Genomic DNA, 25,205 nt, shown 5'->3' with positions numbered 1-25,205 from the left:
AGCCCTAGGCGGTTCGACCCCAACGTCTCGACCGGCCGGGTCGGTCGGGCGGGGCAAGGCCCCCCGACACCTCACCCCGCCCGGTGGACCACCGCGTCGCACAGCTCCATCAGAGCCACCTTCGCGTCGCACTCCCGCAACGGCACCAACGCCGCCCGAGCCTCGTTCGCGTAGCGCACGGTGTCCCGCCGAGCCTGCTCCAGCGCGGGGTGACCCCGCAGCGCGGCCAGCGCCTCCGCGAGCCGGGCGTCGTCGCTCAGGTCGGAGTCGAGCAGCTCGCACAGCGCGATGTCCTCGGGCAGGGCCAGCCGGGCGGCCCGCTCGCGCAGCCGCAGCACCGGCAGCGTGGGGATGCCCTCACGCAGGTCCGTGCCCGGCGTCTTCCCCGACTCGTGCGAGTCCGACGCGATGTCGAGCACGTCGTCCGCGAGCTGGAAGGCGACGCCCAGCCTCTCGCCGTACTGGGTGAGCACGTCCACGACCGTGTGGTCGGCGCCCGACATCATCGCGCCGAACCGGCACGCCACCGCCACCAGCGATCCGGTCTTGCCGCCGAGCACGTCGAGGTAGTGGTCGACGGGGTCCCGTCCGTCGGTCGGCCCGGCCGTCTCCAGGATCTGTCCGGTGACGAGCCGCTCGAACGCCTCCGCCTGCACCCGCACCGCCTCGGGCCCGAGGTCGGCGAGGATGTGCGAGGCACGGGCGAACAGGAAGTCGCCGGTGAGGACGGCGACCGAGTTCCCCCAGCGGGTGTTCGCGCTGGACACGCCCCGCCGTACCTCGGCCTCGTCCATCACGTCGTCGTGGTACAGCGTGGCCAGGTGGGTCAGCTCCACCACCACGGCGGAGGGCACGATGCCGGGCGCGTACGGGTCGCCGAACTGCGCGGCGAGCATCACGAGCAGCGGCCGGAACCGCTTCCCGCCCGCCCGGACGAGGTGCTGTGCGGCCTCCGTGATGAACGGGACCTCGCTCTTCGTGGCCTCGAGCAAGCCTTCCTCGACAGCCGTCAATCCGGCCTGGACATCGGCTTCCAGAGCCTGGTCCCGCACGCTCAGCCCGAACGGCCCGACGACGGTCACGAGGGGTCTCCTGTCTGCTGGTGTCTTTTGGCGTCTACGCGGTTTGTCGATAGGTCGCTGCCCTCACTCAAGTCAGCGTATCCGGTCACGTTTCGATCACTGACAGGCCCCACGTCCCCCCGTATCGAACGTGGCTCGCCCGCGAGGTGCCCTCGGGCGGCCGGGCGACATCGGATCATGCCCGGTATGTTGCTGATCAGCCGATATGAGTATTCGGGCAGGAGGGAAGTCGGACCGGCGACTCCGTCCGGTCACTCACGTCAGCCGTCCGGCCGGAGCCGTCGGGCCCATCCGCCCCGCTGACCTCACGGGGGCCACGCACATGCGCATCCGTTCGTCCTTCCCCTACGAGACGGCCCACGAGGACTTCCGCATCCGTCTGCCCGACGGCACCCTGCTGTACGCCCGTGTGTGGCGACCCCTGACGGACGAGCCCGTGCCGGCGCTCCTGGAGTACGCCCCGGACCGGCTCTCCGACCGCACCGCGGTCCGCGACCGGCAGCGCCATCCCTGGTACGCGGGCCATGGCTACGCCTCCGTACGCGTGGACGCGCGCGGCCACGGCAACAGCGAGGGCGTACCGGACGCGCCGGCCGACGCCGCACCCCCACCGGCGGGACCGTCCGACACCGCACCCCCGGCGACGGGACCCTCCGCCCGAACGACGGGTGCGGCGGCAACGGCGGGGGCGGCGGACGGGGCCACGGCCGACGGCCCGGAGGCCGACGCGCTCGCCGTGGTCGCGTGGCTGGCGGCACAGCCGTGGTGCGACGGCACGGTGGGCATGTTCGGCATCGGCGGGGGCGGTGTCCAGGCCCTCCGGGTGGCGGCCCTCGCACCCGAGCCGCTCAGGGCGGTCGTCGCCGTCTGCTGTGCGGACGGCCACCACGACGACGGCGTGCGACGCCCGAACGGTTCCGCCGGTTCCGCCCTCCCTGCCGACCCGCCGCACACCGAGGCGGCGGAGGCCCGGCTTGCCGTCCTCTGCCTGCCGCCGGACCCCGAGCACGTCGGCGACGCCTGGCGGGAGATGTGGCTCCGGCGCCTGGAGGGGGTCGAGCCGTCCGCCCCCACCCGGCCGGTCCCGCGCGCCGTCGACGGCGATGTCCGCGACGCGCCGGGGACCGGCGTGCCCGTCCTGGCGGTGGGCGGCTGGTACGACCCGTACCCCGACGCGGTCCTCGGGGTGGTCGAGCACCTCCCGCCCGACCGGGTGCGCGGCCTGGTCGGGCCGTGGCCGCACCGGTACCCCGACCACGTCCCGCACCCCGGCCCCGCGATCGGCTTCCTCCAGGAGACCCTGCGCTGGTGGGACCACTGGCTGAAGGGCAGGGACACCGGCGTCCTGTCCGACCCGCTCCTGCGCGCGTACGTCCGCGGCGCCCACCCGTCGGCCGCGGCGGACGGCGGCCCACCCGGCCGTTGGATCGGCGAGCCGGCCTGGCCCTCCCCTCGCGCGAGCGTCCTGAGGTACGCCCTCCGGGGCGCCCCGGTCCTGGTGCGCTCCCTCCTGCACACGGGCGTGGACGCCGGCCGTCTTCTCCCCCGTGGCGACGACGGCGATCTCCCGCCGGACCAGCGCGAGGAGGACGGGCGCTCGGTCTGTTTCGAGTTTCCGGTGGGTGAGGAGACCTGGGTGCTGGGCGAACCCCGGGTGCGGCTGCGGCTGACGTGCGAGGCGCCGCACGCCCAGGTGGTCGCGAGGATCTGCGACGTGGCACCGGACGGCTCCGCCACCCTCGTGGCACGCGGCGTCCTGGAACTCCGGGGCACACACACCGCGGGCGGGGAGGTCACCCTCGCCCTGACCCCCACCGGCCACGCCTTCCCAGCCGGCCACCGCGTCCGTCTGGCCCTCTCCTCCGCCTACTGGCCGTGGGTCTGGCCCGGACCGGAGTCGGCGGCGGGATTCACCGTGGATCCGGCGGGCAGCGCGCTGGAGCTGCCGGTGCGGGTCCGGGAGGCGGATGCCGGCCCCTCCTTCGAGGAGCCCGAGCAGGCGCCGCCGCTCGGAGTGAGCTTCCCCGTCACGCTCGACGAGCCGCGTCCCGAGCGGCGCGTGGTGCGGGACGCGGCCGGGGGCGCGTGGCAGCTGGAGGTCGCCCCGCCGGACGCCGGCACCCGCGTGTACCCCGACGGCCTGGAGTACACGGAGGAGGGGCTGACGACGTACACGATCGCCGAGCGCGAGCCCCTGTCGGCCCAGGTCCGCTGTGACCGGACGATCCGGCTGCGCCGCCCGGAGCGGGGCTGGGACACGAGCGTGCGCACCCGCTCCGAGGTCACCTGCGACGAGAGCGACTTCGTCGCCACCGACGAGGTGGTGTGCACGGAGGGCGGCGAGGTGGTGTTCCACCGACCTGGCACAGGCACATCCCACGCACGCCCCTTTAAAAGAGACTTGGGGTCCAATGCCCGTTTTACCCTTCTTGTGGACGCTGGTGAGTTGGCTCACGTCGCCCCCACGCGGGCAACCTGGACCGGAAGTTGTGATTCCGCTTTGCCCATCGGCAAGTTGACGTCCGGCGCACGAAAAGGATCAAGAAGGATCAAACCTCTGATCAAGGTCAATAGGGGCCATCTGTGAATCCGGCACTTGTTCCGGACATGCGCTCTCGCATACGTTCCCGGCCTGTCGGGCAGACGCCTAATCCTGCCGCCGCCCGGCACCCCATCGACCGACACTCACGCACGGCAGGAGCGGGGGACCCAGGTAAGTCGCCGAGCCGTACGTCACGCACGTACCGGACCGGCTCGGGGTGAAGTCGCGTCGCCGTACCCCTACGGCGGCCGGCCGGGCACTTTCCAGCCCGAACCCGACAGCTCACCTCGCAGGCGCCGGAGAGGAACGTTTCGTCATGCCTGCTGCCGTCCAGCACCGCCGCACCCGCCTTGCCCGCACCCTCGCCGTCGCCGCCACCGGCGCCGCCGTGCTGACCCTTCCGCTCATCGGCTCGACGAGCGCCTCCGCGGCCACCACGGCCTCGGCCACCACGGCCGCCACCACCTCGGCCGGGTACGCCAACAACCTGGACGGCTGGATCCGCGAATCCCTCGCGATCATGGCCGAGAAGGGCATTCCGGGCACGTACAACGGCATCTACCGAAATGTCATGCGTGAGTCCTCGGGCAACCCGAACGCCATCAATCTCTGGGACTCCAACGCGGCCGCGGGCATCCCGTCCAAGGGCCTGCTCCAGGTCATCGACCCCACCTTCGCCGCGTACCACGTGGCCGGCACCGCCTACGACCCGTACGACCCGGTCGCCAACATCACCGCCGCCTGCAACTACGCGGCGCACCGGTACGGCTCGATCGACAACGTCTTCGGCGCCTACTGACAGACAGCCGCCCCGCCCCTGGAGGGCCAAGGAACCAGAGGACCTCAGGGGCACCAGGGGAACTCAACAAAACCCAGTGAACGAGGAAAACTCAGCAAAACCCGGGGGAACTAGGGGAACAGTCTCTCGAGGACGACGGCCACGCCGTCGTCCTCGTTCGACGTCGTGACCTCGTCGGCCACCGCCTTGAGTTCGGGATGGGCGTTGGCCATCGCGACACCGCGCGCCGCCCAGTCGAACATCGGGATGTCGTTGGGCATGTCGCCGAAGGCGATCGTGTCCTCGGGCCGCAGCCCGAGGTGCTCGGCGGCCAGGGCCAGTCCGGTCGCCTTCGTGACTCCGCAGGGCTGGAGCTCCACCGTGCCCGGCCCGGACATCGTGACGCCGGCCAGCGAGCCGACCACCGAACGGGCCGTCGCCGCCAACTCGTCGTCGGACAGGGTGGGATGACGCAGCAGCACCTTGCTGATCGGCTCGCACCACAGGTCCTCGCGCGCTCCGACGCGCAGGGCCGGCAGCGTGGGGTGCGGCATCAGATAGCCCGGTTCGATCAGCGTGAGCCCGTCGACGCCGTCCTGGTCGACGGCCGCGTACACCTCGCCCACCTCCGCCTCGATCTTGCCGAGCGCCGTCTCGGCCAGGTCCCGGTCCAGGGTGACCGACCACAGCAGACGGTCCGCTCCGACGTCGTACAGTTGCGCGCCCTGTCCGCACACCGCGAGCCCCCGGCCGCGCAGGATCTCCAGCAGCGGCCGTACGCGAGGGGCCGGCCGGCCGGTCACCACGAGGTGGCGGGCGCCCGCGGCCGCCACCCTCGCGAGCGCGTCGAGCGACCGGTCGGAGAAGGTGTCGTCGCCGCGCAGCAGCGTTCCGTCCAGGTCGGTGGCGACGAGGGAGTACGCGCAGCGCGCGGCATATGCGGAGGGTGCGGCCATGATCAGAGAATACGGACCCCGACGGCCCCCGACTCGCTTCCCGTTCGGCGCCCGCTCCTTCCCCTTCCGCACCGTTCACACGAGAAACGGTTTTCTACCGCAACGCCGGGTACAGGGACGTTGAAGGCCTATGCACCGGTTGGCAACAACATGGTCCGCTACCTACCGCCCGTAGTGCCTGGGGCGGTACCGTCCAGACAGTCCAGGGGGGACTTGATCGGGGGGTCAGGTTGAGCAGCGGACGTATTCGTGTGCTGAAGCCGGAGGATCTCGGCGAGGGGGAACGGGAGCGGTGGCGCGCGCTGCGCGCCGCGTCGACGGCTCCGCGCAACCCGTTCATGGAACCGGAGTTCACCGACGCCGTGGGCCGGGTGCGGCCCCGTGCGCGCGTCGCGGTGGTGTACGAGGGGCGCGAGCCGGTCGGCTTCCTGCCCCACGAGCGCGGCCGGCTGGGTCAGGGCCGCGCCCTCGCGTACGGCGTCTCGGACTCCCAGGGAGCCGTCCTCGGCCGGGGTCTCGGTCTGAACGCGGAGGAACTCCTGCGGGCCTGCGCCCTGTCGAGCTTCGCCTTCGACAATCTGGAGGCGGACCAGGAGCTGCTCGTCCCGCACGCGGCGGCCGAGTACACGTCCTACGTCATCGACGTGGAAAAGGGCTACGAAACGTACGAGTCCGTCCTGCGCGCGCAGTCGCCGAAATTCGTGAAGACGACGCTCGCCAAAGAGCGCCGGCTCGGCCGCCAGGTCGGTGACCTGCGGTTCGTCTTCGACGAGCGTGATCCGGCCGCGCTGCGCACGCTGATGGCGTGGAAGTCCGCGCAGTACCGCAGGACCGGCCGCCGGGACCGGTTCGCGCAGGACTGGATCACGCGGCTCGTGCAGCTGCTCGCCTCGCAGTCGCGCGGCCCGGACTGCTCCGGCACCCTGTCCGTCCTCTACGCCGGCGGGCAACCGATCGCCGCGCACTTCGGGCTGCGCTCGACGAGCGTCCTGGCCTGCTGGTTCCCGGCCTACGACCCGGAGTTCGCGAAATACTCGCCCGGTCTGGTGCTGCATCTGCGGATGGCCGAGGCTGCCGCCGCCGAGGGCATCGGCCTGCTCGACCTCGGCCGGGGGGCCGCCGCGTACAAGGACTCGCTGAAGACGGGCGAACTGCCCGTGTACGAAGGAGCGTGGACGCGTCCGGGGGCGGGCGCCGCGCTCTACTGGCTCAGCCGCGAGCCCTCGCGCCGAGCGCACCACTTCGTGCGCAGTCGGCCGCGGCTCGCGGCGGCGGCCCAGCGGGCGCTGAAGGGTGTCGGGCGGCTGCGCCGGTCCTGAGGGGTTCCTGTCGGGTTCCGACCGGTTCCCGACACGTTTCCGGTGGGTTCCGGCGGCGGGTTCCAGGCCAGTGGAGGGGGAGGACTCGTGTCCCACGCGGCACGCGTACGGCAGGAGATTCAGAGGTTCCTCGCGATCGAGCCGGTTCAGGTCGCCGAACTGGAACTGGGACCGGGCGGCGGCGGGGTGCTGAGACCCGGCCCCGGCAGCCCGCCCGTCACGCACGGCGAGGTGTTCCTGCTGGTCCGCAGGGGTGGCCGGCCGGTCGCCACGCTGCTCGGGCGGGTGCCGCAGGGCGCCGACCCGAGGGCGGTCCTCACCGCACTGGCCCAGCGGCACGCGGACGCCGGACCGGCACCGGCACCGGCACCCACGGGGGTCACCGTCCCGTTCACCAGCGTCGTGGTCGCCACCCGTGAACGCGCCGACCGGCTCGCCCACGCGCTCGACTCGATGCTCTCCCAGGACCACCCCGACTTCGAGATCGTCGTCGTCGACAACGCCCCGGTGTCGGACACGACCCGCGACCTGGTCGCGCACAAGTACGGCGAGCACGTGCGGTACGTGACCGAGCCCGTGCCCGGTCTCGCCGTCGCCCACAACACCGGCCTCGCTGCCGCGCGCGGCGACGTCGTCGCGTTCACCGACGACGACGTGGTCGCCGACCCGCGCTGGCTGACCGAACTCACCGCGCCCTTCGCCGCCGACCCGGGCCTGGGCTGCGCCACCGGGCTGATCCTGCCCGCCCGGATGCGCACCCCCGCCCAAGTGCTCCTGGAGAGCCACGGGGGCTTCGCGAAGGGGTTCACGCCACGGACGTACGACCCCCTCGACCCGCCCGCCGACGAGCCGCTGTTCCCGTTCACGGCGGGCCGGTTCGGATCCGGCGCGAACATGGCGTTCCGAACCGGCGTGCTGCGCGCGGTCGGTGGCTTCGACCCCGCGACGGGGGCGGGGACGCTCGCGCGTGGCGGCGACGACCTCTACGGCTTCGTCCGCGTGCTCGCCCAGGGCCACCGCCTGCACTACACCCCACAGGCCTTGGTCTGGCACCACCACCGCGAGACCTGGCGGGACCTGGAGACCCAGGCGTACGGCTACGGCGCCGGACTCACCGCCTACCTCACCGCGATCCTGGTCAACCGGCCCGCCCTGCTGCCGGCGTTCCTGGCCCGGCTGCCCCGCGGACTCGCACACGCCCGCACGCTGACGGCGGTCCGGGACGCGGACGCCCAGGACGGGGAGAGGGATACGGGTGTACCAAGGGACACGGGGGCTCCGGGGGATACGGGGGATACGGGTGTTCCAAGGGACACGGGGGTTCCGGGGGACACGGGGGTTCCCGGCGCGAAGGGGGTTCCGGGCGAGCACGACGACCGTGGTCATCCGTGGCCACGCCGGTTGTCGCGGCTGCAACGCAGGGGGATGGCGTACGGGCCGGTCGGCTATCTGCGCGCCCGGCGTGCGCTGCGGGCCGCCCTCCGGGCCGGGGCGTCCGGGGCGTCCGGGGTGTCGGAGAGGTCCCGATGACCGGGCCGGGCGGCCACGCCGCCGTACCGGTCCTCCTGTACCACGCGGTGATGGAGGAACCGCCGGACTGGATCGCGGAGTTCACGGTCGCCCCGAAGCAGTTCGCCGCGCACCTCGACGCCATCGTCGACAGCGGTCGTACGCCCGTGACGGTGAGCGCGCTCGCCGACCACCTCGCCGGGCGGACGCGGCTGCCCGCCCGGCCGGTGCTGCTGACCTTCGACGACGGGTTCGCCGACCTGCCGGGGCCGACCGCCGAGGCGCTCGCCGTCCGGAAACTGGCCGCCACGGCCTATCTCACCACCGGCGCGATCAGTCCCGGCGGGCACAGTCTGCTGCCGCCCGCGCCGATGATGACCCTGGACCAGGCCGCCGGGCTGGAGCAGTCCGGCATGGAGGTCGGCAGCCACACCGTCACGCACGCCCAGCTCGACACCTTGCCGTCACGTGACCTCGCCCGCGAACTGCGGGACTCACGCGTCGTGCTGGAGGACTCCCTCGGGCATCCCGTGCGCCACCTCGCCTACCCGCACGGCTACAACAGCGGGCGGGTGCGGCGCATGGCGGCCGCCGCCGGGTACGAGACGGCCACCGCCGTGCGGCACGCGCTGAGTTCGGAACGGGACGAGGCCTACCGCATCGCCCGGCTCATCGTGCGGCGCTCCCACACCGTCGCCGACGTGGAGACCTGGCTGGCCGGCGGGGGTGCACGGGTGGCGCCGTACCGGGACGGCCCGAGGACGGTGGGGTGGCGGTGGTACCGGCGGGCCCGCGCGGTGCTGCGCGGGCCTGTGTTCGCGGGCTAGGGACCCCCCGCCCGCAGGTCTGGAGGGCCGGGGATCCCCGGCCCGCGGTTCTCGCGGGCTAGCCGAACGGCTGGTTGAGGTAGGGGTCGGAGACCGCCTCGCGCAGGCTCGCCCAGGACTCGTCGCCGGCGATCGCGAGGTCGCAGTGCGGGCCGGGATCGCGGTGGTTCCACTGGAGCGCGGCCCTGACGCCCGACAGACCCTTCAGGACCGTCGGCACCTGCGCGTACCACTCGGCCTGCCGGCCCGGACGGGACGGGTCGTCGGCCGTACCGAACTCGGAGAGCATCAGCGGTTTGTCGTCGGAGATGTTCTCGCGGATCCAGTCGTGCGTGGCCCGCTGGGTCTCGGCGAAGGAGAGCCAGCCCGCCTTGTGGCACCGGTAGTAGTTGTACTGGTTGTAGGCCACCCAGTCGACGTAGTCGTCGCCCGGGTACATCCGCTTGATCAGGTCGGCGTGCTCCAGATAGCCGGTGGTGGTCCACGTCCACACCACGTTGGTCACACCCAGTTCCCGGAACCGGTCGTGGATGTGGCGGTAGGCGCGGACGTAGTCCTCGGGGGTGCCGTTGGCCGGGGTGCGGGTGTCCATCTCCAGGTCGAACGAGAGAAAGACCTTCCGCCCGAACGCCTTGACCCGTGCGGCCTGTACGTCGATGACGGAGGCGTCCAGGACACCGTCCGCGATCTGCTTCCAGGTGGGCTGCTGTGCTCTGGTGCCGCCCCACCACTTGCTCTCCCACGAGAGCAGCAGCAGATGCTCCTCACCGGCGACACGCTGTTCCGCCGGGGTGAGCAGCTGCCCCTCCAGACGGTCTCCGCGGACCAGGGACATGTCGTGGTACGTGTACACGATGTCGAGCTTGCGGCCGATGCGCCGCTCGTAGCCGCGGACCTTCTCCGCGAGGTCGTCCTTGCTGTGCGGCACGAACGCGCCGAACCAGGCCCCGCAGGGCGGTTCGAGCAGCGCGGTCGGCGCGCACCTCCCGCCGAGGGCGGGGGGCCTCGACGGCTCCGAGCCGGAGCCGTCGAGGCCGAGGCCGGGACCGGGACCATGCAAGAGCAGAACGACGGTCAGGACGGCACAGGCGACTGCGGCGACGGTGAGCAAGCGGGATCGCGGGCGGGCGGAGCGGGCGGTGAAGGACCGGGGGGCGAGGGGAGGAGAGGTACGCGGACCGGGGTCACAGGGGTGCGGGTCACGAGGACATGGGTCACGGGGGTTGGGATCACGACCGGGGGCACGTGGGCGCCGGTGGCGCTGTGCGCGGTCGGCGCGGTCGGGGGACGGGCGGCCGTCGTCGCCGCCGGACGGACAGCCGTCCCGCGGTGCACGACCGTCGCCGCCACCGCATGGAAGGCCGTCCGGACCCGTACCGGCCCCGCCGGACGAGCGGTCATCCGCGCGCGTGCCGTCGCCGTCCCCGCCGGACGGACGACCGTCGCGGAGGGCACGGCCGTCGCCTCCGGACGGACGGCGGACCGGGTGTGCGCGGCCGTCATGGCCCGACGGACGATGGTCCGGGTGTGCGCGGCCGTCGTCGCCTCCGGACCGGGCGTCGTCGTGCGGGGTGCGGGCGTCGTCGTCGGGGGGGACCAACCTCACGGAGCGGAACCCTTCGCCGTCCTCGGCCGCCAGGCGCGCAGCCGCGGGCAGAACGCGGCGACCGTGGTGAGCAGCGTGAGCGTGAGCAGGACGCGCTGCGCGCTGAACGCGTGCGTGGCGATGAACACCGTCGCGGCGAGCAGCACGAGGGCCACGCTCAGGAAGACGGCCAGCATCAGCCGTTCGAGCAGGTCGGAGTGGTGATCGAAAGCGGGCTCCCGGCGCTCCGCGGGCCCCGCGGCGGGGACCACGGTCAGCGCGGGACCGCAGATCCTCAGCACGGCGGCGCCCGGCCCGGCCGCCAGGAAGGCGACCATCGCCGCGCCCCGCAGTACGGAACCGTCCGGCAGCGCGAGCGCGGACAGCGCCAGCCAGCCGCCCAACGGGGGCAGCATCCGTACGGCCAGTTCCTGCGGTGTCATCGGCTCGTCTCCTTCAGGACGTAGGCCACCCCGGCGTCGTTCCCCGCCACCCGCTCGAACAGGGGTGAGGCGTCGACCGACCGCCGGATGCGGTGCAACTGGGCCTTCGTGAGCAGCCCGTTCATCTCGGAGTCGGCGAACTGACCTCGGGTGAACAGCAGGTAGGCCCGGCCCGGAGACTCCACGGCGGACATGTCGCGGGCGAGGGTGGCCGCCGGATCGCGCACGACGGCATCGACGTGCTCGCGGCCGTCGTCGAGGAACCAGTAGTGGTGCACTCTCCAGTAGTCGGCGAAGGCCAACGGGTAGTTGCGGTCGGCCGCGACGACGAGGGAGTCGTCCGGTGCCTGGTCGACGACCTGCCGCACGAGGTCCACCTCGGCCGGCGGGAAGTAGCTGATGCGGTCCTTGCCGGAGTAGCTCGGCACGAAGGCGAGGGTGCCGGCGAGGAGGGCCAGGAGCGGCAGCCACAGGTACCGGCGAGGCTCGGCCCGGCTGGTCCTCTCCACCGCCGTCAGGGTGCGCACCTGCGGCAGCAGGGCCGCCGCGGCGAAGAAGGCGGCGCCGGGCAGCGTGAACATCAGCACCCTGAAGATCATCTCGCTGCCGTAGCTGCTCGCCCCGAGCATCGGCAGGGGGGCCGCCGCGATCAGCAGCAGCGGCATCGCGCGGTGGCGCAGCACCGGCCGGCGCAGCACGCCCACCACCGCGAGCAGCAGCACCGACGCCGACAGCAGCCGGGCGACCCAGGACGTCGTCACCGCGCCGGTGCCGGTCGGGGTGGTGCCGTAACCGGTGGCGACGTTGCCCCCGATGTCGCCGATCGAGCGGATCATGTCGGGCATCGTGGCGGAGAGGAAGGGCAGGGCGGCCGTGAGGCACCAGGCCAGGAAGATCACGACGGTCGTGATCAGCGGGATCCTGTCGCGGTAGCGGCGGGTGAGGAGGAGGGCGGCCAGCGAGACGATCAGCATGCCCGGCGTGAGCTGGTGCGAGATGACGATGGCCACGACCAGCAGCGTGAGCAGCACCGTCCACACGGCCTGCCGCGGCCGCGCGGCGGGCCGACCGGGGCGGCCGTAGCGGCGCAGGACGACGGCCAGCGCGCCGAGATGCAGGGCGAAGGCCACGGACTGGGGCGAGAAGTAGTCCTGGCCGACCCAGTTGGCGACGCAGAAGAGCCAGACGCCGGTCCAGATCAGCCGCCGGTCCTCCGTGAAGGTGCGGTAGAGCAACAGGAGCGGGAGCAGCAGCATCAGACTGGAGACCAGCGGCCACCAGGCCATGAACCGCGTGGCGGAGTCCACGCCGAGCAGCCGCACCAGCGTGGCCTGGGCGGCGAAGAACCCCGGCCACTGGTCGTAGACGGCCATGTCGCCGATCGCGTCGGCGTTCTCCAGCCGGCCCGCCGTCAGCAGGTGGTCGATGACCGCGTCGTGCTTCCACGCCCAGGCGTACAGGGGCGTCGGGTACAGGACCGCCTGGGTGGCGCGCTCCATCACGAGCAGGCCCACGACGTACGCCGGTGCCCAGACGGGGTGGCGGCGCGGGCCGCGCAGCGTGACCCAGAAGCCGACGGTGAGCAGCGCCAGGCCTGCCCAGAACGTGGGGTGGACGGCGGTGACGAGACCGAAGGCGTCGAGTCCGGAGACGTCGGTGTGGGTCACCGCCCAGGCCCACAGCGCGAGCGAGGCGAGCAGCGCGGGCGCCGGGTGCAGCGCTGCCTGCCACCAGGGGTGCCCGGGCGGAAGGTCGGAGAGATCGCCCACCGGCTCACCGCCCACCTCAGATGGCACCTCCGGGACGGTCGCGGGCTCCGGCTCGGATCTCTCCCGTGGGCTGGTTGGCGGACGCACGACGGTTCCCCCCTGGCGGTTCGGCACTGAGCTTGATCAGTCGCTGGACGGGTCGCTGCTTCGGACGGTGGTGGGGCCGGCGGTGCCGCGTGCGGTGTGTGCGGCGGGACCCCTCGCGGTCCGGACCCCGCCGCCGCCGCTGTCGTTCACCCGTGGCGGGCAGGGATCCGGCGCGGACTCCGACGGCGGCTCGGCGCGGCGGAGCGACAGGAGCAGGACGAGCAGGAACAGCAGGCCGAGCGTCGGCGGCGCGGCGGGCGCGAGCGCCTCCCTCCCCGCCCAGCCCCCCACGGCGACGAGATAGACGATCCCCCAGCGCGCCGCCCACGGCAGCCGCCCGCCCAGGAAGTCGCCGAAGCGCTGACCGATGCGGTCGAGCAGCAGCCACAGCAGCACGAGACACAGCAGCTGACACAGCGGCGGCACCCAGCGCAGCAGCGGTTCGGGCCCGGGCAGGCCCAGGGTCTGCGCGAAGAAATCCGCCGTTCGCGTGTAGAACGGCCCAGCCAGTGCCCGTGGTTCCCGTCCGAGAGCGACAGGTACGGCGTACAACGCGAGGGCGACGGCTCCCAGCGCCGTGCCCGGCAGCCAGGCGTCGCGCCGCACGCCCAGCGTCACGGCGGCGACGAACAACGACAGCAGTGCTCCCCCGGCGAGGAGTGCCGGGACGGGCAGCAGGCCGAGCATCCCGCGCCCGCTCAACGGCTCGGCGAGACCGCCCGTGAGCCGCCCGCCGAGCCACGGCAGCTTCCGCAGCGCCACGACGTAGGACACCGTGGCGATGCCGAGGAGGCTCCACAGCCCGGCGCGCAGCCACCGCTGTCCGCGCGCGGACCAGAGGCCCTCGCCCTCGTGGTCGGGCACCGGCGGGCCCGGCGCCTCGTCGCGCTCGGCCGGCGGTGTGCCCTTGGGCGGACGGACGATCACCGCGAGGGATTCCGCCTGGAGTGCCTCGCGCTCGTATCCGGGGCGGCCTATGAACAGCGCGACGGTGTCCTCGTCGGAGGCGCCGTGCTCGTACGCCGCCCGGCGCGCCCAGTTCGTGCCGTACCCGGCGGTGGCGTTCAGCCGGGCCCAGCGCGCGCCGTCATCCGGCGGCGGGCCGTCGGTCGCGGCGGCCGGGACGATCCGGACCCCGGCGGGCGGGGCGTCGGCCGGCGCGGTGACGGGCGCCGGGCCGGCCTCGCGGAGCGCCGCCTTGAGCCCGACGACCGACACGAGGGCGATCAGCGACATGCTCAGCAGCACCGCCCAGCCGGCGCCCGCGATGCCCGCCGGGGTGAACAGCACGGCCGCGCTGCCCAGGACCAGCGTGCACATGGCGCCCTGGAGCGCGGCGAGCACGCCGGTGCGGCCCTGCACGCGCAGCACCCCGATGTACAGCTCCACCACGACCCGCGGCAGCGCCCCGGCGGCCAGCAAGCGCAGCACCGTGGTGCCGTGTTCGGCATAGTCATCGTCGAACGGCAGCAGGATCTGCGGCGCGAACACCACCAGCACCAGCACCACCGGCACCAGCAGCAGCGTCATGCGGCGCAGCGCCCCGCGGACACCGTCGGCGAGCCGGCGCGGGTCGTGCGAGGCGTGCGCGGTGAGGGAGGAGGCCATGTTGATGGCCATGAACTCCATCGTGCCGCCGACGGTGTAGGCCACGTAGAAGTAGCCGTTCTCCGCCGCGCTGAAGCGGACGGCGACCATCACCGGCAGCAGGTTGATCATCGCCAGGCTGAACAGCGCGCCGAGCGAGTCCCCGGCCAGGAACCGGCCCATCTCGCGGACTCCGGGAGGTTCCAGGTCTCGGTCGGCCGCGGCCTGGCGCGGAATGAGCTTGCGGAAGATCAGCCATCCCAGCGGCAGCGTGGAGAAGGCGATCGCGGCCGCCCAGGACACGAAGATCCCGAGCGCAGGCAGGGTGGTGGCGAACACGATCAGCAGGATCAGCTTGCCGACGGAGAACACCGCGTTGCCGACCGGAACCCATCCGGACCTGCGCAGTCCGGTCAGCACCCCGTCCTGGAGGGTGAGCAGCGCCCAGGCCACGCACGCGACGACGAACGCCGCTCCCGCGGCCGTCGTGCCGAGCGGCGCGTACGACGCCCCCCACAGGTCGAGCGTGAGCAGGAAGACGACGGCGGCGACGGTGACCACCACCGAACTCGCCGCGTACGCCCGCCAGACCAAGGAGCCGGTCGCCCGTCCCGCGCGCGGGACGAAGCGGACGACCGCGCCGATCATCGTCGTCGCCGTGATGCTGGCCAGCAGGCGCATCGCGGCGATGGCGGCGGAGCCCTGGCCGACGGCCTCCTCGGTGTAGTAGCGGGCGGCCACGAGCCAGAAGCCGAGGCCGAGCACGGCGGAGACACCGGTGCTGAGCATCAGGAAGTAGGCGTTGCGGAACAGCGAGTCGGAGTCCCGTCCGTCACCGGAGCCCCCCGACGGTGCCCCGGCCCCGGCCCCGGCGCGTTCCGTGCTCCCGGCGTGTTCCCTGCTTCCGGCGTGTTCCCTGCTTCCGGTTCCGGCGGGTGTCCCGGCCCCCGGACCGGCGCTCGCCCCGCGCCCGGCACCGGTGGATGACTCGGCCCCACCCCCGGCCGGTGCGCCCACCGCGGTTCCGGCGGGCGCCCCGGCTCGCGCCGCGCCCCGCGTCTCGGCCGGGGTCACGGCGGGTGTTCCGGCCTGAGTGTCAGCCACGGGTCGGCTCCAGCCCTCCCCTCGCCTCGGCCGGCCGCGCGCCGGACTCCTCCAGTACGTCGATGACCTGCCACGCCCGCAAGGGATCGACCGGCAGCGCATGCCGGGCGAACCAGCGGGCCCCTTCCGGATCCGGCGAGAGGTCGGTGAAGTCGGCGCCCGCGTAGTCGTCGAGCGGCGGGTCGTAGAGGTACCCGACGACGATTCCGTGTCGCGCGAGAGCCGCGACGGCGGCATCGCGGTCGGCGACGAACAGGGGAACGCGGAACAGGGGTTGGGGGTCGGGCCGGACGACCGCCGACCCTGCCGGAATGGCACCGGACTCACCCGTGCCACCGCCCGTGACCGGCCGCGCCCACCGCGTGGACAGCAACCGTGCCGTGCCCGCCCGGCAGGCGGCGAGGACCTCGTCGAGACGGTCGAGCTTGCGGACGACACGGCCCAGCCGCAGCGCGCCGGAACGCAACCGGTAGTCGTGCATGTCGACCCGGACCCAGGAGTCGCTCGCGGTGAGGTCCGGCGCCACACCGACCGCCCGGGCCAGTTCCCCCGCCCGCAACGGCATCCGGATCTCCTCGCGCTCCATCAGCCCGAGCATCCGCATCGTGGCCCACGCGGCCCGCCGCAACCGCAGCCCACGGACCGCCGCCTCGGCGTAGGGCCGGACCGTGTAGGCCAGTTCGGCCGTGAACCGTCCGGGCAGCAGCAGGTCCTCGCAGGTCTTCTCCAGCGCGTCACGCACGCCCTCGTCGGCGCAGGACAGGAAACCGCCCGCCTTGGCGCCGACGTGCTTGGACAGGCTGAAGACGGAGGCGTCGCCCCAGGTCCCGACCGGTCGGCCGGCCACCTCGCTGCCGATGGCGTGCGCCCCGTCCTCCAACAGCGGGATCCCCGACGCGTCGCACTTCGCCCGCAGCCGCGGCGCGTCGTCCGGATTGCCGTACAGGTTCGTCGTGAGGACCGCGGACAGCGAGCGCCACGTCTCGTCCGGCACGGCGTCGACGTCGATCGACGCGTCCAGCGGGTTCAACGGCGCCTGCACGGGTCGGAGTCCGGCCGCGAGCACGACGAAGAAGATCACGTCGTCGTTCACCGGCGACATCAACACCCGCCCGCCCGGCGGACACCAGTGGCGCAAGGCCACGAACAGCCCGAACCGGCACGACGGCACGTACACGCATTCCCGGCCGAGTCGGCCGCGCATGGTCTCTTCCAGCCGTTTCGGCCGCGAAGCATGCCGCGTCGACGCGAGGCCGGCCTCCCCTACGGCCATCCGCCCCCCAAATGTGCCATGGGAACGCCCCCTCCCCGAGGCCTTCCGGCACCCGCCCAGAGTCTCCCCTTTCGCACCGCTCCGTCAAGATTGCGGAACGGGCTGTGGACAACTTGCCGTACACGAACGGAAGCGGAGCGCTCCGACCGGCCGCCTCATCTCCCGCCTCCTGTGTCACTCGGGTACCGCTGCGGTGTCCCTCCCGCGAGGTCAGCCGTAACGTGTGCGGCGGCTCGGCGCACCCGCAGAGCACCCGCGGAGCACCTGCGCATGGCCGGCACCCGGCCATGGCGAGCGCATGTGCAGACCTGGCGAACAGATGGCGAGCACGAAAGTGAGGCAGCACCCGATGCCCCCCTTGGCCCCCTTCGACCTCCCCGAGGGCGACCCCTTCGGCCCGCACAACCTTCCGTACGGCGTCTTCTCCCTCCCCGTCCCCGACCCCGACCCGCAAGCCGAGTCGGAGTCCGGCTCCGGACAGCGGACCGTCGGTGTCCGGCTCGGCGGCCACGTCCTCGACGCCGGTGCGGCAGCCCGGGCCCTCGGCTCCCCGCACGCCTCCCTGCTGAGCCGCCCGACCCTCAACCCGCTCATGGCGGCGGGCCGAACGGTCTGGTCCGAGGTGCGCAGCGCCCTGACCGAGTGGGTCACGGACCCCGCCCACCAGCGGAGGCTGCTCCCCTTCCTGCACCCCCTGGCCTCGGTGAGGCTGCACCTCCCCTTCGAGGTGGCCGACTACGTCGACTTCTACGCCTCCGAGCACCACGCCCGGAACGCGGGCGCCATCTTCCGCCCGGACGCCACGGACACCCTCCTGCCGAACTGGAAGCACCTGCCGATCGGTTACCACGGCCGCGCCGGCACGGTCGTGGTGTCCGGCACGGACGTCGTCCGCCCCTCGGGCCAGCGCAAGGCGCCCACCGATCCGGCCCCCGTCTTCGGCCCGTCCCAGCGGCTCGACATCGAGGCCGAGGTCGGCTTCGTGGTGGGCACGCCGTCGCGGCAGGGGCACCCGGTCCCGCTGACCGACTTCCGCGAGCACGTCTTCGGCCTGTGCCTCCTGAACGACTGGTCGGCCCGCGACATCCAGGCCTGGGAGTACGTCCCCCTCGGCCCCTTCCTCGCCAAGTCCTTCGCCACCTCGGTGTCGGCGTGGATCACCCCGCTGGAGGCGCTGGAGGACGCGCGGCTCTCACCCCCCGAGCGCACCCACCCCCTGCTGCCCTACCTCGACGACTCCGCCACCGAACCCGCCGGCTACGACCTGCGCATCTCGGTCGCCGTCAACGGCCACGTCGTCTCCGAGCCACCCTTCTCCACCATGTACTGGACGGCAGCCCAGCAGCTCGCCCACCTGACGGTCAACGGCGCCTCCCTGCGCACCGGCGACCTGTACGGATCCGGCACGGTGAGCGGCCCCGCCGACAACCAGCGAGGCTCCCTCCTGGAGCTGACCTGCAACGGTCGAGACCCCCTGGAACTCCCCGACGGCAAGCGGACGTACCTGGAGGACGGGGACGTGGTGACCCTGTCGGCGTGGGCCCCGGGTCCGGGCGGGGTGCGGGTCGGTCTGGGCGAGGTGAGCGGGCGGGTTCTCACGGGCTGACTCCGGCGGTCCGCCCCGTCATACTGGCGGCGGGCACGGTCCTCGCGCCGGGCCCGCCGCACGTACCGTCCCGGAGCACGGCCCCGTCCGGCGCCTCCGACCCGTTCCTCCCCGTCTTCCCCGACCAGGATCCGGAGCCCATGGCAATGACCCTCTGCCTGCTCCTGTTGAGCGTCGTCGCCCTGACCGCCGCCGTGCCGGTCCCCCGTGCGCTGACCCGGGCCGAGTGGCCCGAGCGGGAGCCGGTGGTCGCGCTGTGGGTCTGGCAGTGCCTGGTCGCCACGGTGCTGCTGTGCTGCCTGACGGCGCTGGTGCTGGGGGCCGCCGCCGTCTTCCACACCGTCCGCACCCGGGTCTTCGCCCCGGCGCCCCCGGCCGTGACGGAGGCCTACGACCTCTCCACCGCCCCGGTGTGGGCGAGTGCCCTCACACTGCTGCTGGCCTGCGGTGCCGCCTGGACCACCGCCATGCTCGGCCGCGAGCTGTTCGAGGCCCGTCGGCGCCGCCTCCGGACCCGCGCCCACCTGCGGGAACGCGCCCCCGACCTGCCCGCGGGACTGCCCTCCGCCCGGGGACCGCTGCTCGTGCTCGAGGACGAGTACCCGGACGCCTGGTGGATGCCCGGCAACCCGCCTCAACTGATCGTGACCACCGGTGCCCTGCACCGCCTCACCTCCCATCAGATCGACGCGGTCCTCACCCATGAACGGGGGCACGCCCGCGCCCACCACGACTGGTTGCTGCACCTGTCGACGGCCCTGGCGACCGGCTTCCCGCGCGTGCCGCTGTTCGCCCACTTCTGCGACCAGACCCACCGGCTGGTCGAACTCTCCGCCGACGACACGGCGTCCCGCCGCTGCGGTCACCTCACGACGGCCCTCGCGCTGATCGAGCTGAACCAGCACCGGGGCGTCCTGTCCTGCGCGTCCTCCCACCGCCTCCTGGGCGAACGCGTGGACCGCCTCCTCCAGCCGCCCCCACGCCTGCTGCGCAGGCACCGGGCCCTGACGACGACCGTGGCGGCGCTGGTGCCCCTGCTCCCGCTGCTGATCACCTTCGCCCCGGGGCTGACCGCACTGAGCTGAACGCCGGCCGAGCACGGCCGGAATCCGGCGCCCCAGCCCCTTGTCACCGGTCGTCTACATCCAGTCGTCCGGTTCCGGCTCCGCGTCCATCTCGGGCCAGTGGTCGTCGGGCCCGTCCGCGGAGGGCGCCGGCACGCCACCCGCTGCGGGGGCGAGGTCCGGGACCGTCCCGGAGTCAGCGGTCCCGGATGCCGACTCCGGCGCCACGCCCGCCGGGGCCAGCGAGGCCAGCACGCCGATCACACCCTGCCCGTACGTCGCCAGCTTCTTCTCGCCGACCCCGCTGATCCCACCCAGCTCGCCCACGGACGTCGGCCACGCGGTGGCGATCTCCCGCAGTGTGGCGTCGTGGAAGATGACGTAGGCCGGAACGCCCTGCTCGCGGGCCTGCTCGGCGCGCCAGGCGCGCAGCGCCTCGAAGGCGGGGAGCAGCGTCTCGGGCAGCTCGACGGCGGCGGCCTTCGTTTTGCCCCTGCCGGAGGAGGAACCCGGCGTCTTCGCCGTCATCGGCTTCTCCGGCTCCTTGCGCAGCGGCACGTCCCGCTCGCGCCGCAGCACCTCGCCGCTGGAGTCCGTCAGCACCAGCGTGCCGTAGTCCCCCTCGACGGCAAGCAACCCCTGCGCCAGCAACTGGCGTACGACCCCGCGCCATTCGCCCTCGGACAGCTCCTCGCCGATGCCGAACACCGACAGCTGGTCGTGGTCGAACTGGATCACCTTGGCCGTGCGCTTGCCCATCAGGATGTCGACGATCTGCACCGCGCCGAACTTCTGGCCGCGCTCGCGCTGGAGTCGCACCACCGTCGACAGCACCTTCTGCGCCGCGACCGTGCCGTCCCAGGTCTGTGGGGGTGCCAGACAGGTGTCGCAGTTGCCGCAGCCGTTGGGATCGGGTTCCTGACCGAAGTAGGCCAGGAGCTGCCCGCGGCGGCACCGGGCCGTCTCGCACAGTGCCAGCATCGAGTCGAGGTGGGCGGCTGCCCGGCGCCGGAACGCCTCGTCGCCCTCGCTCGACTGGATCATCTTGCGCTGTTGTACGACGTCGTTGAGGCCGTAGGCCATCCAGGCGGTCGACGGCAGTCCGTCACGGCCCGCGCGGCCCGTCTCCTGGTAGTAGCCCTCGATCGACTTGGGCAGGTCGAGGTGGGCCACGAACCGCACGTCCGGCTTGTCGATGCCCATGCCGAAAGCGATGGTCGCGCACACGACCAGCCCTTCCTCCCGCAGGAACCGGGACTGGTGTGCCGCGCGCGTGCCCGAGTCCAGGCCGGCGTGGTACGGCACCGCCTCGATGCCGTTGCGGGAGAGGAACTCGGCGGTCTTCTCCACCGAGTTGCGCGAGAGGCAGTAGACGATGCCCGCGTCGCCCGCGTGCTCCTCGCGCAGGAAGCCCAGCAGCTGCTTCTTGGGGTCGGCCTTCGGCACGATCCGGTACTGGATGTTGGGCCGGTCGAAGCTCGCCACGAAGTGCCGGGCCGTCGGCATGCGCAGCCGCTGCGTGATCTCCTGGTGCGTCGCGTGGGTGGCCGTGGCCGTGAGCGCGATCCGGGGGACGTCGGGCCAGCGCTCGCCGAGCAGGGAGAGGGAGAGGTAGTCCGGGCGGAAGTCGTGCCCCCACTGGGACACGCAGTGCGCCTCGTCGATGGCGAAGACCGCGATCTTGCCGCGGGACAGCAGGTTCAGCGTGGCGTCCAGGCGCAGCCGCTCCGGGGCGAGGTAGAGCAGGTCCAGCTCGCCGGCGAGGAACTCGGCCTCGACCGTGCGCCGCTCGTCGAAGTCCTGCGTGGAGTTCATGAACCCGGCGCGCACGCCCAGTGCCCGCAGCGCGTCCACCTGGTCCTGCATCAGCGCGATCAGCGGAGAGACGACGACGCCCGTGCCCGGTCGGACGAGGGAGGGGATCTGGTAGCACAGCGACTTGCCGCCGCCGGTCGGCATGAGCACGACCGCGTCCCCGCCGGCCACGACGTGCTCGACGACCTCGCCCTGCTCGCCCCGGAAGGCCTCGTACCCGAAGACCCGGTGGAGCGTGGCCAGCGCCTCGCTCTCCGTCCCCGGCATCTCGGTGGTTCCTGGCATCTCCGTGATCCCGCCCGTCCCTCGCATCGTCCCGTCCCCCGTAGGTCGTCCCTCGACCACGGTGTCCACGATAGGGGTCCGGACTGACACCGCCGGAGTTGTCCACAGGCCGGCGGTGACCTTTCGGTCGCGCCATGCCGCGTCCGCACGAGCCGACCCGGTGGCGAGCACCCGCCCCGTACGCGCGCCGCACCCCCGCCGCCGCACCCGCTGTACGCCCATCGCATCCGCCCGGCACGCACGACGGCCCCGGATCCCTCTGCGGGAACCGGGGCCCGTCGCACGAACCTCGCAGGTCAGCGCACGAACACTCCCGCCTGGCTCGCCAGGTCCAGGAAGTACTGCGGTGCCACGCCGAGCACCAGGGTGACCGCCACGCCCACCCCGATCGTCGTCATCGTCAGGGGCGACGGCACGGCGACGGTGGGGCCCTCGGGCCGCGGCTCGCTGAAGAACATCAGGACGATGACGCGGATGTAGAAGAACGCGGCGATCGCCGACGAGATCACACCGACCACGACCAGCGGCGCCGCACCACCCTCCGCCGCCGCCTTGAACACGGCGAACTTCCCGGCGAACCCGGAGGTCAGCGGAATACCGGCGAAGGCCAGCAGGAACACCGCGAACACCGCCGCCACCAGCGGTGACCGGCGGCCCAGCCCCGCCCACTTGGACAGGTGCGTCGCCTCGCCGCCGGCGTCCCGCACCAGCGTCACCACGGCGAACGCGCCGACCGTGACGAACGAGTACGCGGCCAGGTAGAAGAGGACGGACGAGACACCGTCCGGCGTGGTCGCGATGACACCCGCGAGGATGAATCCCGCGTGGGCGATCGACGAGTACGCCAGCAGCCGCTTGATGTCGGTCTGGGTGATCGCCACGATCGCGCCGCCCAGCATGGTGACGACCGCGACGCCCCACATGACCGGCCGCCAGTCCCAGCGCAGGCCCGGCAGCACGACGTACAGGATCCGCAGCAGGGCGCCGAAGGCGGCCACCTTGGTGGCGGCGGCCATGAAGCCGGTGACGGGGGTCGGCGCGCCCTGGTAGACGTCCGGTGTCCACATGTGGAACGGAACCGCGCCGACCTTGAACAGCAGCCCCGTCACGATCATCGCGGCACCGATGAGCAGCAGCACGTCGTTGCCCATGGTGTCGGCGAGGGCCGGGCTGACGTCGGTGACCGTGCCGTCGACGACCTGCGCGATCGTCGCGTAGGACACCGAGCCGGCGTACCCGTAGAGCAGGGCGATGCCGAACAGGGTGAACGCGGAGGCGAAGGAACCGAGGAGGAAGTACTTGACCGCTGCCTCCTGCGACAGGAGCCGCTTGCGGCGGGCCAGCGCGCACAGCAGGTAGAGCGGCAGCGAGAAGACTTCCAGGGCGATGAAGAGGGTCAGCAGGTCGTTGGCCGCCGGGAAGACCAGCATGCCCGCGACGGCGAACAGCAGGAGCGGGAAGACCTCGGTGGTGGTGAATCCGGCCTTGACCGCGGCCTTCTCGCTGTCGCTGCCCGGCACGGAGGCGGCCTGGGCGGCGAAGGAGTCGACGCGGTTGCCGTGGGCCTCCGGGTCGAGCCGGCGTTCGGCGAAGGTGAACAGGCCCACGAGGGCGGACAGCAGGATCGTGCCCTGGAGGAACAGGGCCGGTCCGTCGACCGCGATCGCGCCCATCGCCGCGATGTGTGCCTTGGTGGTGCCGTATCCGTCCGCCGCCAGTGCGACCACCGCGGCGAACGCGGCGACCAGGGCGACGACGGATACGAACAGTTGGGCGTGGTAGCGGGATCTGCGCGGCACGAATGCCTCGACCAGGATCCCGACGACGGCCGCGCCCACGACGATCAGGGTGGGCGACAGCTGTGCGTATTCGATCTTCGGCGCGTCGATCTTCGAGATCGGGTCGGCCGCGGTTGTCCACAGGCTGTGGACGACTGCTGTGCTCACTTGGCCGCCTCCACCTCGGGCTGGGGGTCCTTCTTGTGTACGTCGGACAGCGTCTGCTTGACCGCCGGGTCGACGATGTCCGTGACGGGCTTCGGATAGACGCCCAGGAAGATCAGCAGAACGATCAACGGGGCGACGACCACCAGCTCACGCGCGCGGAGGTCCGGCATCGTGGCGACCTCGGGTCTGACGGGACCGGTCATCGTCCTCTGGTAGAGGACGAGGGTGTAGAGCGCGGCGAGCACGATGCCGAACGTGGCGACGATGCCGATCGCCGGATAGCGGGAGAACGTCCCCACCAGCACCAGGAACTCGCTCACGAACGGCGCCAGTCCCGGCAGCGACAGGGTCGCGAGGCCGCCGATCAGGAAGGTGCCGGCGAGCACGGGGGCGACCTTCTGCACGCCGCCGTAGTCGGCGATGAGCCGCGAGCCGCGCCGCGAGATGAGGAAGCCGGCGACCAGCATCAGGGCGGCCGTCGAGATGCCGTGGTTGACCATGTAGAGCGTCGCGCCGGACTGGCCCTGGCTGGTCATCGCGAAGATCCCCAGGATGATGAAGCCGAAGTGCGAGATCGACGCGTACGCCACCAGCCGCTTGATGTCCCGCTGCCCGACGGCGAGGAGCGCGCCGTAGATGATGCTGATCACGGCGAGGACGAGGACCACGGGCGTGGCCCACTTGCTCGCCTCCGGGAACAGTTGGAGGCAGAAGCGGAGCATCGCGAAGGTGCCGACCTTGTCGACGACCGCCGTGATGAGGACGGCGACCGGGGTGGTGGCCTCCCCCATGGCGTTGGGCAACCAGGTATGGAGAGGCCACAGGGGCGCCTTCACGGCGAAGGCGAAGAAGAAGCCCAGGAACAGCCAGCGTTCGGTGTTCGTCGCCATGTCGAGCGAGCCGTTGGCGCGGGCCTGCGCGATCTCCGCCAGCGAGAAGTTCCCGGCGACCACGTACAGCCCGATCACCGCGGCCAGCATGATCAGCCCGCCGGCCAGGTTGTAGAGCAGGAACTTCACGGCCGCGTACGACCGTTGGGTGGACGCCGCCTCCTCGCCGTGCTCGTGGGCCCGGTCCCCGAAGCCGCCGATGAGGAAGTACATCGGGATCAGCATGGCTTCGAAGAAGATGTAGAAGAGGAAGACGTCGGTGGCCTCGAAGGAGATGATCACCATCGCCTCGACGGCGAGGATCAGGGCGAAGAAGCCCTGCGTCGGCCGCCACCGCCCCTCGGCGACGCTGGTCAGCTCAGTGCCGGTCTCCTGGGTGCCTCCCCCGCTCGACCGAAGTCGAGAGCCTGGGGAAGGGTCGGCGTCGTGCCATCCCGCGAGGACGATGAACGGGATCAGCAGCGCCGTCAGCGCGATGAGCGCCACCGCGATGCCGTCCACGCCGAGTTCGTACCGGACGCCGAACTCGGCGATCCAGGAGTGGGACTCGGTGAGCTGGTAGCGGTCGCCGTCCGGGTCGAAGCGGACCAGGACGACGATCGCCAGGACGAGCGTGGCGAGCGAGAACACCAGCGCCAGCGCTTTGGCGGCGTTGCGCCGCGCGGCCGGGACGGCGGCCGTGGCGACCGCCCCGATCGCGGGGAGGGCCGCCGTCGCTGTCAGCAGAGGAAAGGACAT

The 25,205-nt window shown here is 72.5% G+C and carries 17 protein-coding genes and 1 riboswitch; of the genes, 7 read left to right on the top strand and 10 right to left on the bottom strand.

All coding sequences use genetic code 11. The annotated features are described in order from the left end of the window. Positions 1-71: 71 nt before the first annotated feature. Positions 72-1,082: a polyprenyl synthetase family protein gene (locus ACZ5Y0_RS28975; RefSeq protein WP_469131634.1), complete on the bottom strand. Its 1,011-nt coding sequence runs from the start codon at positions 1,080-1,082 to the stop codon at positions 72-74. A gap of 322 nt (positions 1,083-1,404) precedes the next feature. On the opposite strand from ACZ5Y0_RS28975, the gene ACZ5Y0_RS28970 reads away from it, so the two are divergent. Together ACZ5Y0_RS28970 and ACZ5Y0_RS28965 are read left to right on the top strand one after the other, a co-directional pair. Beyond that, positions 1,405-3,669 (top strand): CocE/NonD family hydrolase, encoded by a 2,265-nt coding sequence (locus ACZ5Y0_RS28970; protein WP_469131633.1) that lies wholly within the window; start codon positions 1,405-1,407, stop codon positions 3,667-3,669. An 85-nt stretch (positions 3,670-3,754) separates the two neighbouring features. Then, positions 3,755-3,935, top strand: a riboswitch (cyclic di-AMP (ydaO/yuaA leader). Positions 3,936-3,940: 5 nt separating this feature from the next. Next, entirely contained in the window at positions 3,941-4,423 is a 483-nt protein-coding gene (locus ACZ5Y0_RS28965) for a transglycosylase SLT domain-containing protein (RefSeq protein ID WP_469131632.1), read from the top strand. A gap of 110 nt (positions 4,424-4,533) precedes the next feature. Here the strand turns inward: ACZ5Y0_RS28965 and ACZ5Y0_RS28960 are convergent, their stop codons facing one another. Further along, positions 4,534-5,358 carry an HAD family hydrolase gene (locus ACZ5Y0_RS28960; protein WP_469131631.1) on the bottom strand — a complete coding sequence of 275 codons (825 nt, stop codon included), beginning with the start codon at positions 5,356-5,358 and terminating at the stop codon, positions 4,534-4,536. Positions 5,359-5,603: 245 nt separating this feature from the next. Between ACZ5Y0_RS28960 and ACZ5Y0_RS28955 the strand changes: the two genes are divergently transcribed. The 3 genes from ACZ5Y0_RS28955 to ACZ5Y0_RS28945 all read left to right on the top strand — a co-directional run bounded on the left by ACZ5Y0_RS28955 (position 5,604) and on the right by ACZ5Y0_RS28945 (position 9,013). Next, a complete protein-coding gene (locus ACZ5Y0_RS28955) occupies positions 5,604-6,677 on the top strand; it encodes a GNAT family N-acetyltransferase (protein WP_469131656.1) in 1,074 nt (357 codons plus the stop codon). 87 nt (positions 6,678-6,764) lie between these two features. Continuing rightward, positions 6,765-8,207, top strand: coding sequence for a glycosyltransferase family 2 protein (locus ACZ5Y0_RS28950; RefSeq protein ID WP_469131630.1), 1,443 nt, complete (start codon positions 6,765-6,767; stop codon positions 8,205-8,207). Then, positions 8,204-9,013: a polysaccharide deacetylase family protein gene (locus ACZ5Y0_RS28945; protein WP_469131629.1), complete on the top strand. Its 810-nt coding sequence runs from the start codon at positions 8,204-8,206 to the stop codon at positions 9,011-9,013. The genes ACZ5Y0_RS28950 and ACZ5Y0_RS28945 overlap by 4 nt, the downstream gene beginning before the upstream one ends. Before the next feature lie 58 nt (positions 9,014-9,071). On the opposite strand, the gene ACZ5Y0_RS28940 is transcribed toward ACZ5Y0_RS28945, so the two are convergent. The 5 genes from ACZ5Y0_RS28940 to ACZ5Y0_RS28920 form a co-directional block, all read right to left on the bottom strand. Next, the gene (locus ACZ5Y0_RS28940; protein ID WP_469131628.1) at positions 9,072-10,073 is read right to left on the bottom strand and encodes a glycosyl hydrolase; all 1,002 of its coding nucleotides are present in this window, start codon (positions 10,071-10,073) and stop codon (positions 9,072-9,074) included. 542 nt (positions 10,074-10,615) lie between these two features. Further along, positions 10,616-11,041 carry a hypothetical protein gene (locus ACZ5Y0_RS28935; protein ID WP_469131627.1) on the bottom strand — a complete coding sequence of 142 codons (426 nt, stop codon included), beginning with the start codon at positions 11,039-11,041 and terminating at the stop codon, positions 10,616-10,618. Continuing rightward, complete coding sequence (locus ACZ5Y0_RS28930) at positions 11,038-12,837, bottom strand: glycosyltransferase (protein ID WP_469131626.1); 1,800 nt, start codon at positions 12,835-12,837, stop codon at positions 11,038-11,040. The genes ACZ5Y0_RS28935 and ACZ5Y0_RS28930 overlap by 4 nt, the downstream gene beginning before the upstream one ends. 96 nt (positions 12,838-12,933) lie before the next feature. Next, on the bottom strand, positions 12,934-15,588 hold the full coding sequence (locus ACZ5Y0_RS28925; RefSeq protein WP_469131625.1) for a lipopolysaccharide biosynthesis protein: 2,655 nt from the start codon (positions 15,586-15,588) through the stop codon (positions 12,934-12,936). Further along, positions 15,581-16,792 carry a DegT/DnrJ/EryC1/StrS family aminotransferase gene (locus tag ACZ5Y0_RS28920; protein ID WP_469131624.1) on the bottom strand — a complete coding sequence of 404 codons (1,212 nt, stop codon included), beginning with the start codon at positions 16,790-16,792 and terminating at the stop codon, positions 15,581-15,583. Before ACZ5Y0_RS28920 ends, ACZ5Y0_RS28925 begins: the two co-directional genes overlap by 8 nt. Before the next feature lie 427 nt (positions 16,793-17,219). Between ACZ5Y0_RS28920 and fahA the strand changes: the two genes are divergently transcribed. Further along, positions 17,220-18,467: a fumarylacetoacetase gene (fahA, locus tag ACZ5Y0_RS28915; RefSeq protein WP_469131655.1), complete on the top strand. Its 1,248-nt coding sequence runs from the start codon at positions 17,220-17,222 to the stop codon at positions 18,465-18,467. 146 nt (positions 18,468-18,613) lie between these two features. Beyond that, positions 18,614-19,552, top strand: a complete 939-nt coding sequence (locus ACZ5Y0_RS28910) for a M56 family metallopeptidase (RefSeq protein WP_469131654.1) — start codon at positions 18,614-18,616, stop codon at positions 19,550-19,552. Between the two features lie 54 nt (positions 19,553-19,606). Here the strand turns inward: ACZ5Y0_RS28910 and recQ are convergent, their stop codons facing one another. From recQ to ACZ5Y0_RS28895, 3 genes are all read right to left on the bottom strand, one after another. After that, a complete protein-coding gene (recQ, locus tag ACZ5Y0_RS28905; RefSeq protein WP_469131623.1) occupies positions 19,607-21,658 on the bottom strand; it encodes a DNA helicase RecQ in 2,052 nt (683 codons plus the stop codon). Positions 21,659-21,927: 269 nt separating this feature from the next. After that, complete coding sequence (gene nuoN, locus ACZ5Y0_RS28900) at positions 21,928-23,577, bottom strand: NADH-quinone oxidoreductase subunit NuoN (protein WP_469131622.1); 1,650 nt, start codon at positions 23,575-23,577, stop codon at positions 21,928-21,930. Further along, positions 23,574-25,205, bottom strand: a complete 1,632-nt coding sequence (locus ACZ5Y0_RS28895) for an NADH-quinone oxidoreductase subunit M (protein ID WP_469131621.1) — start codon at positions 25,203-25,205, stop codon at positions 23,574-23,576. The genes nuoN and ACZ5Y0_RS28895 overlap by 4 nt, the downstream gene beginning before the upstream one ends.

This window comes from Streptomyces sp. NPDC033216 (genome assembly GCF_055577115.1).
Note: the sequence above shows the minus strand (reverse complement) of the source record. Positions and strands in the feature narration are given on the sequence as shown.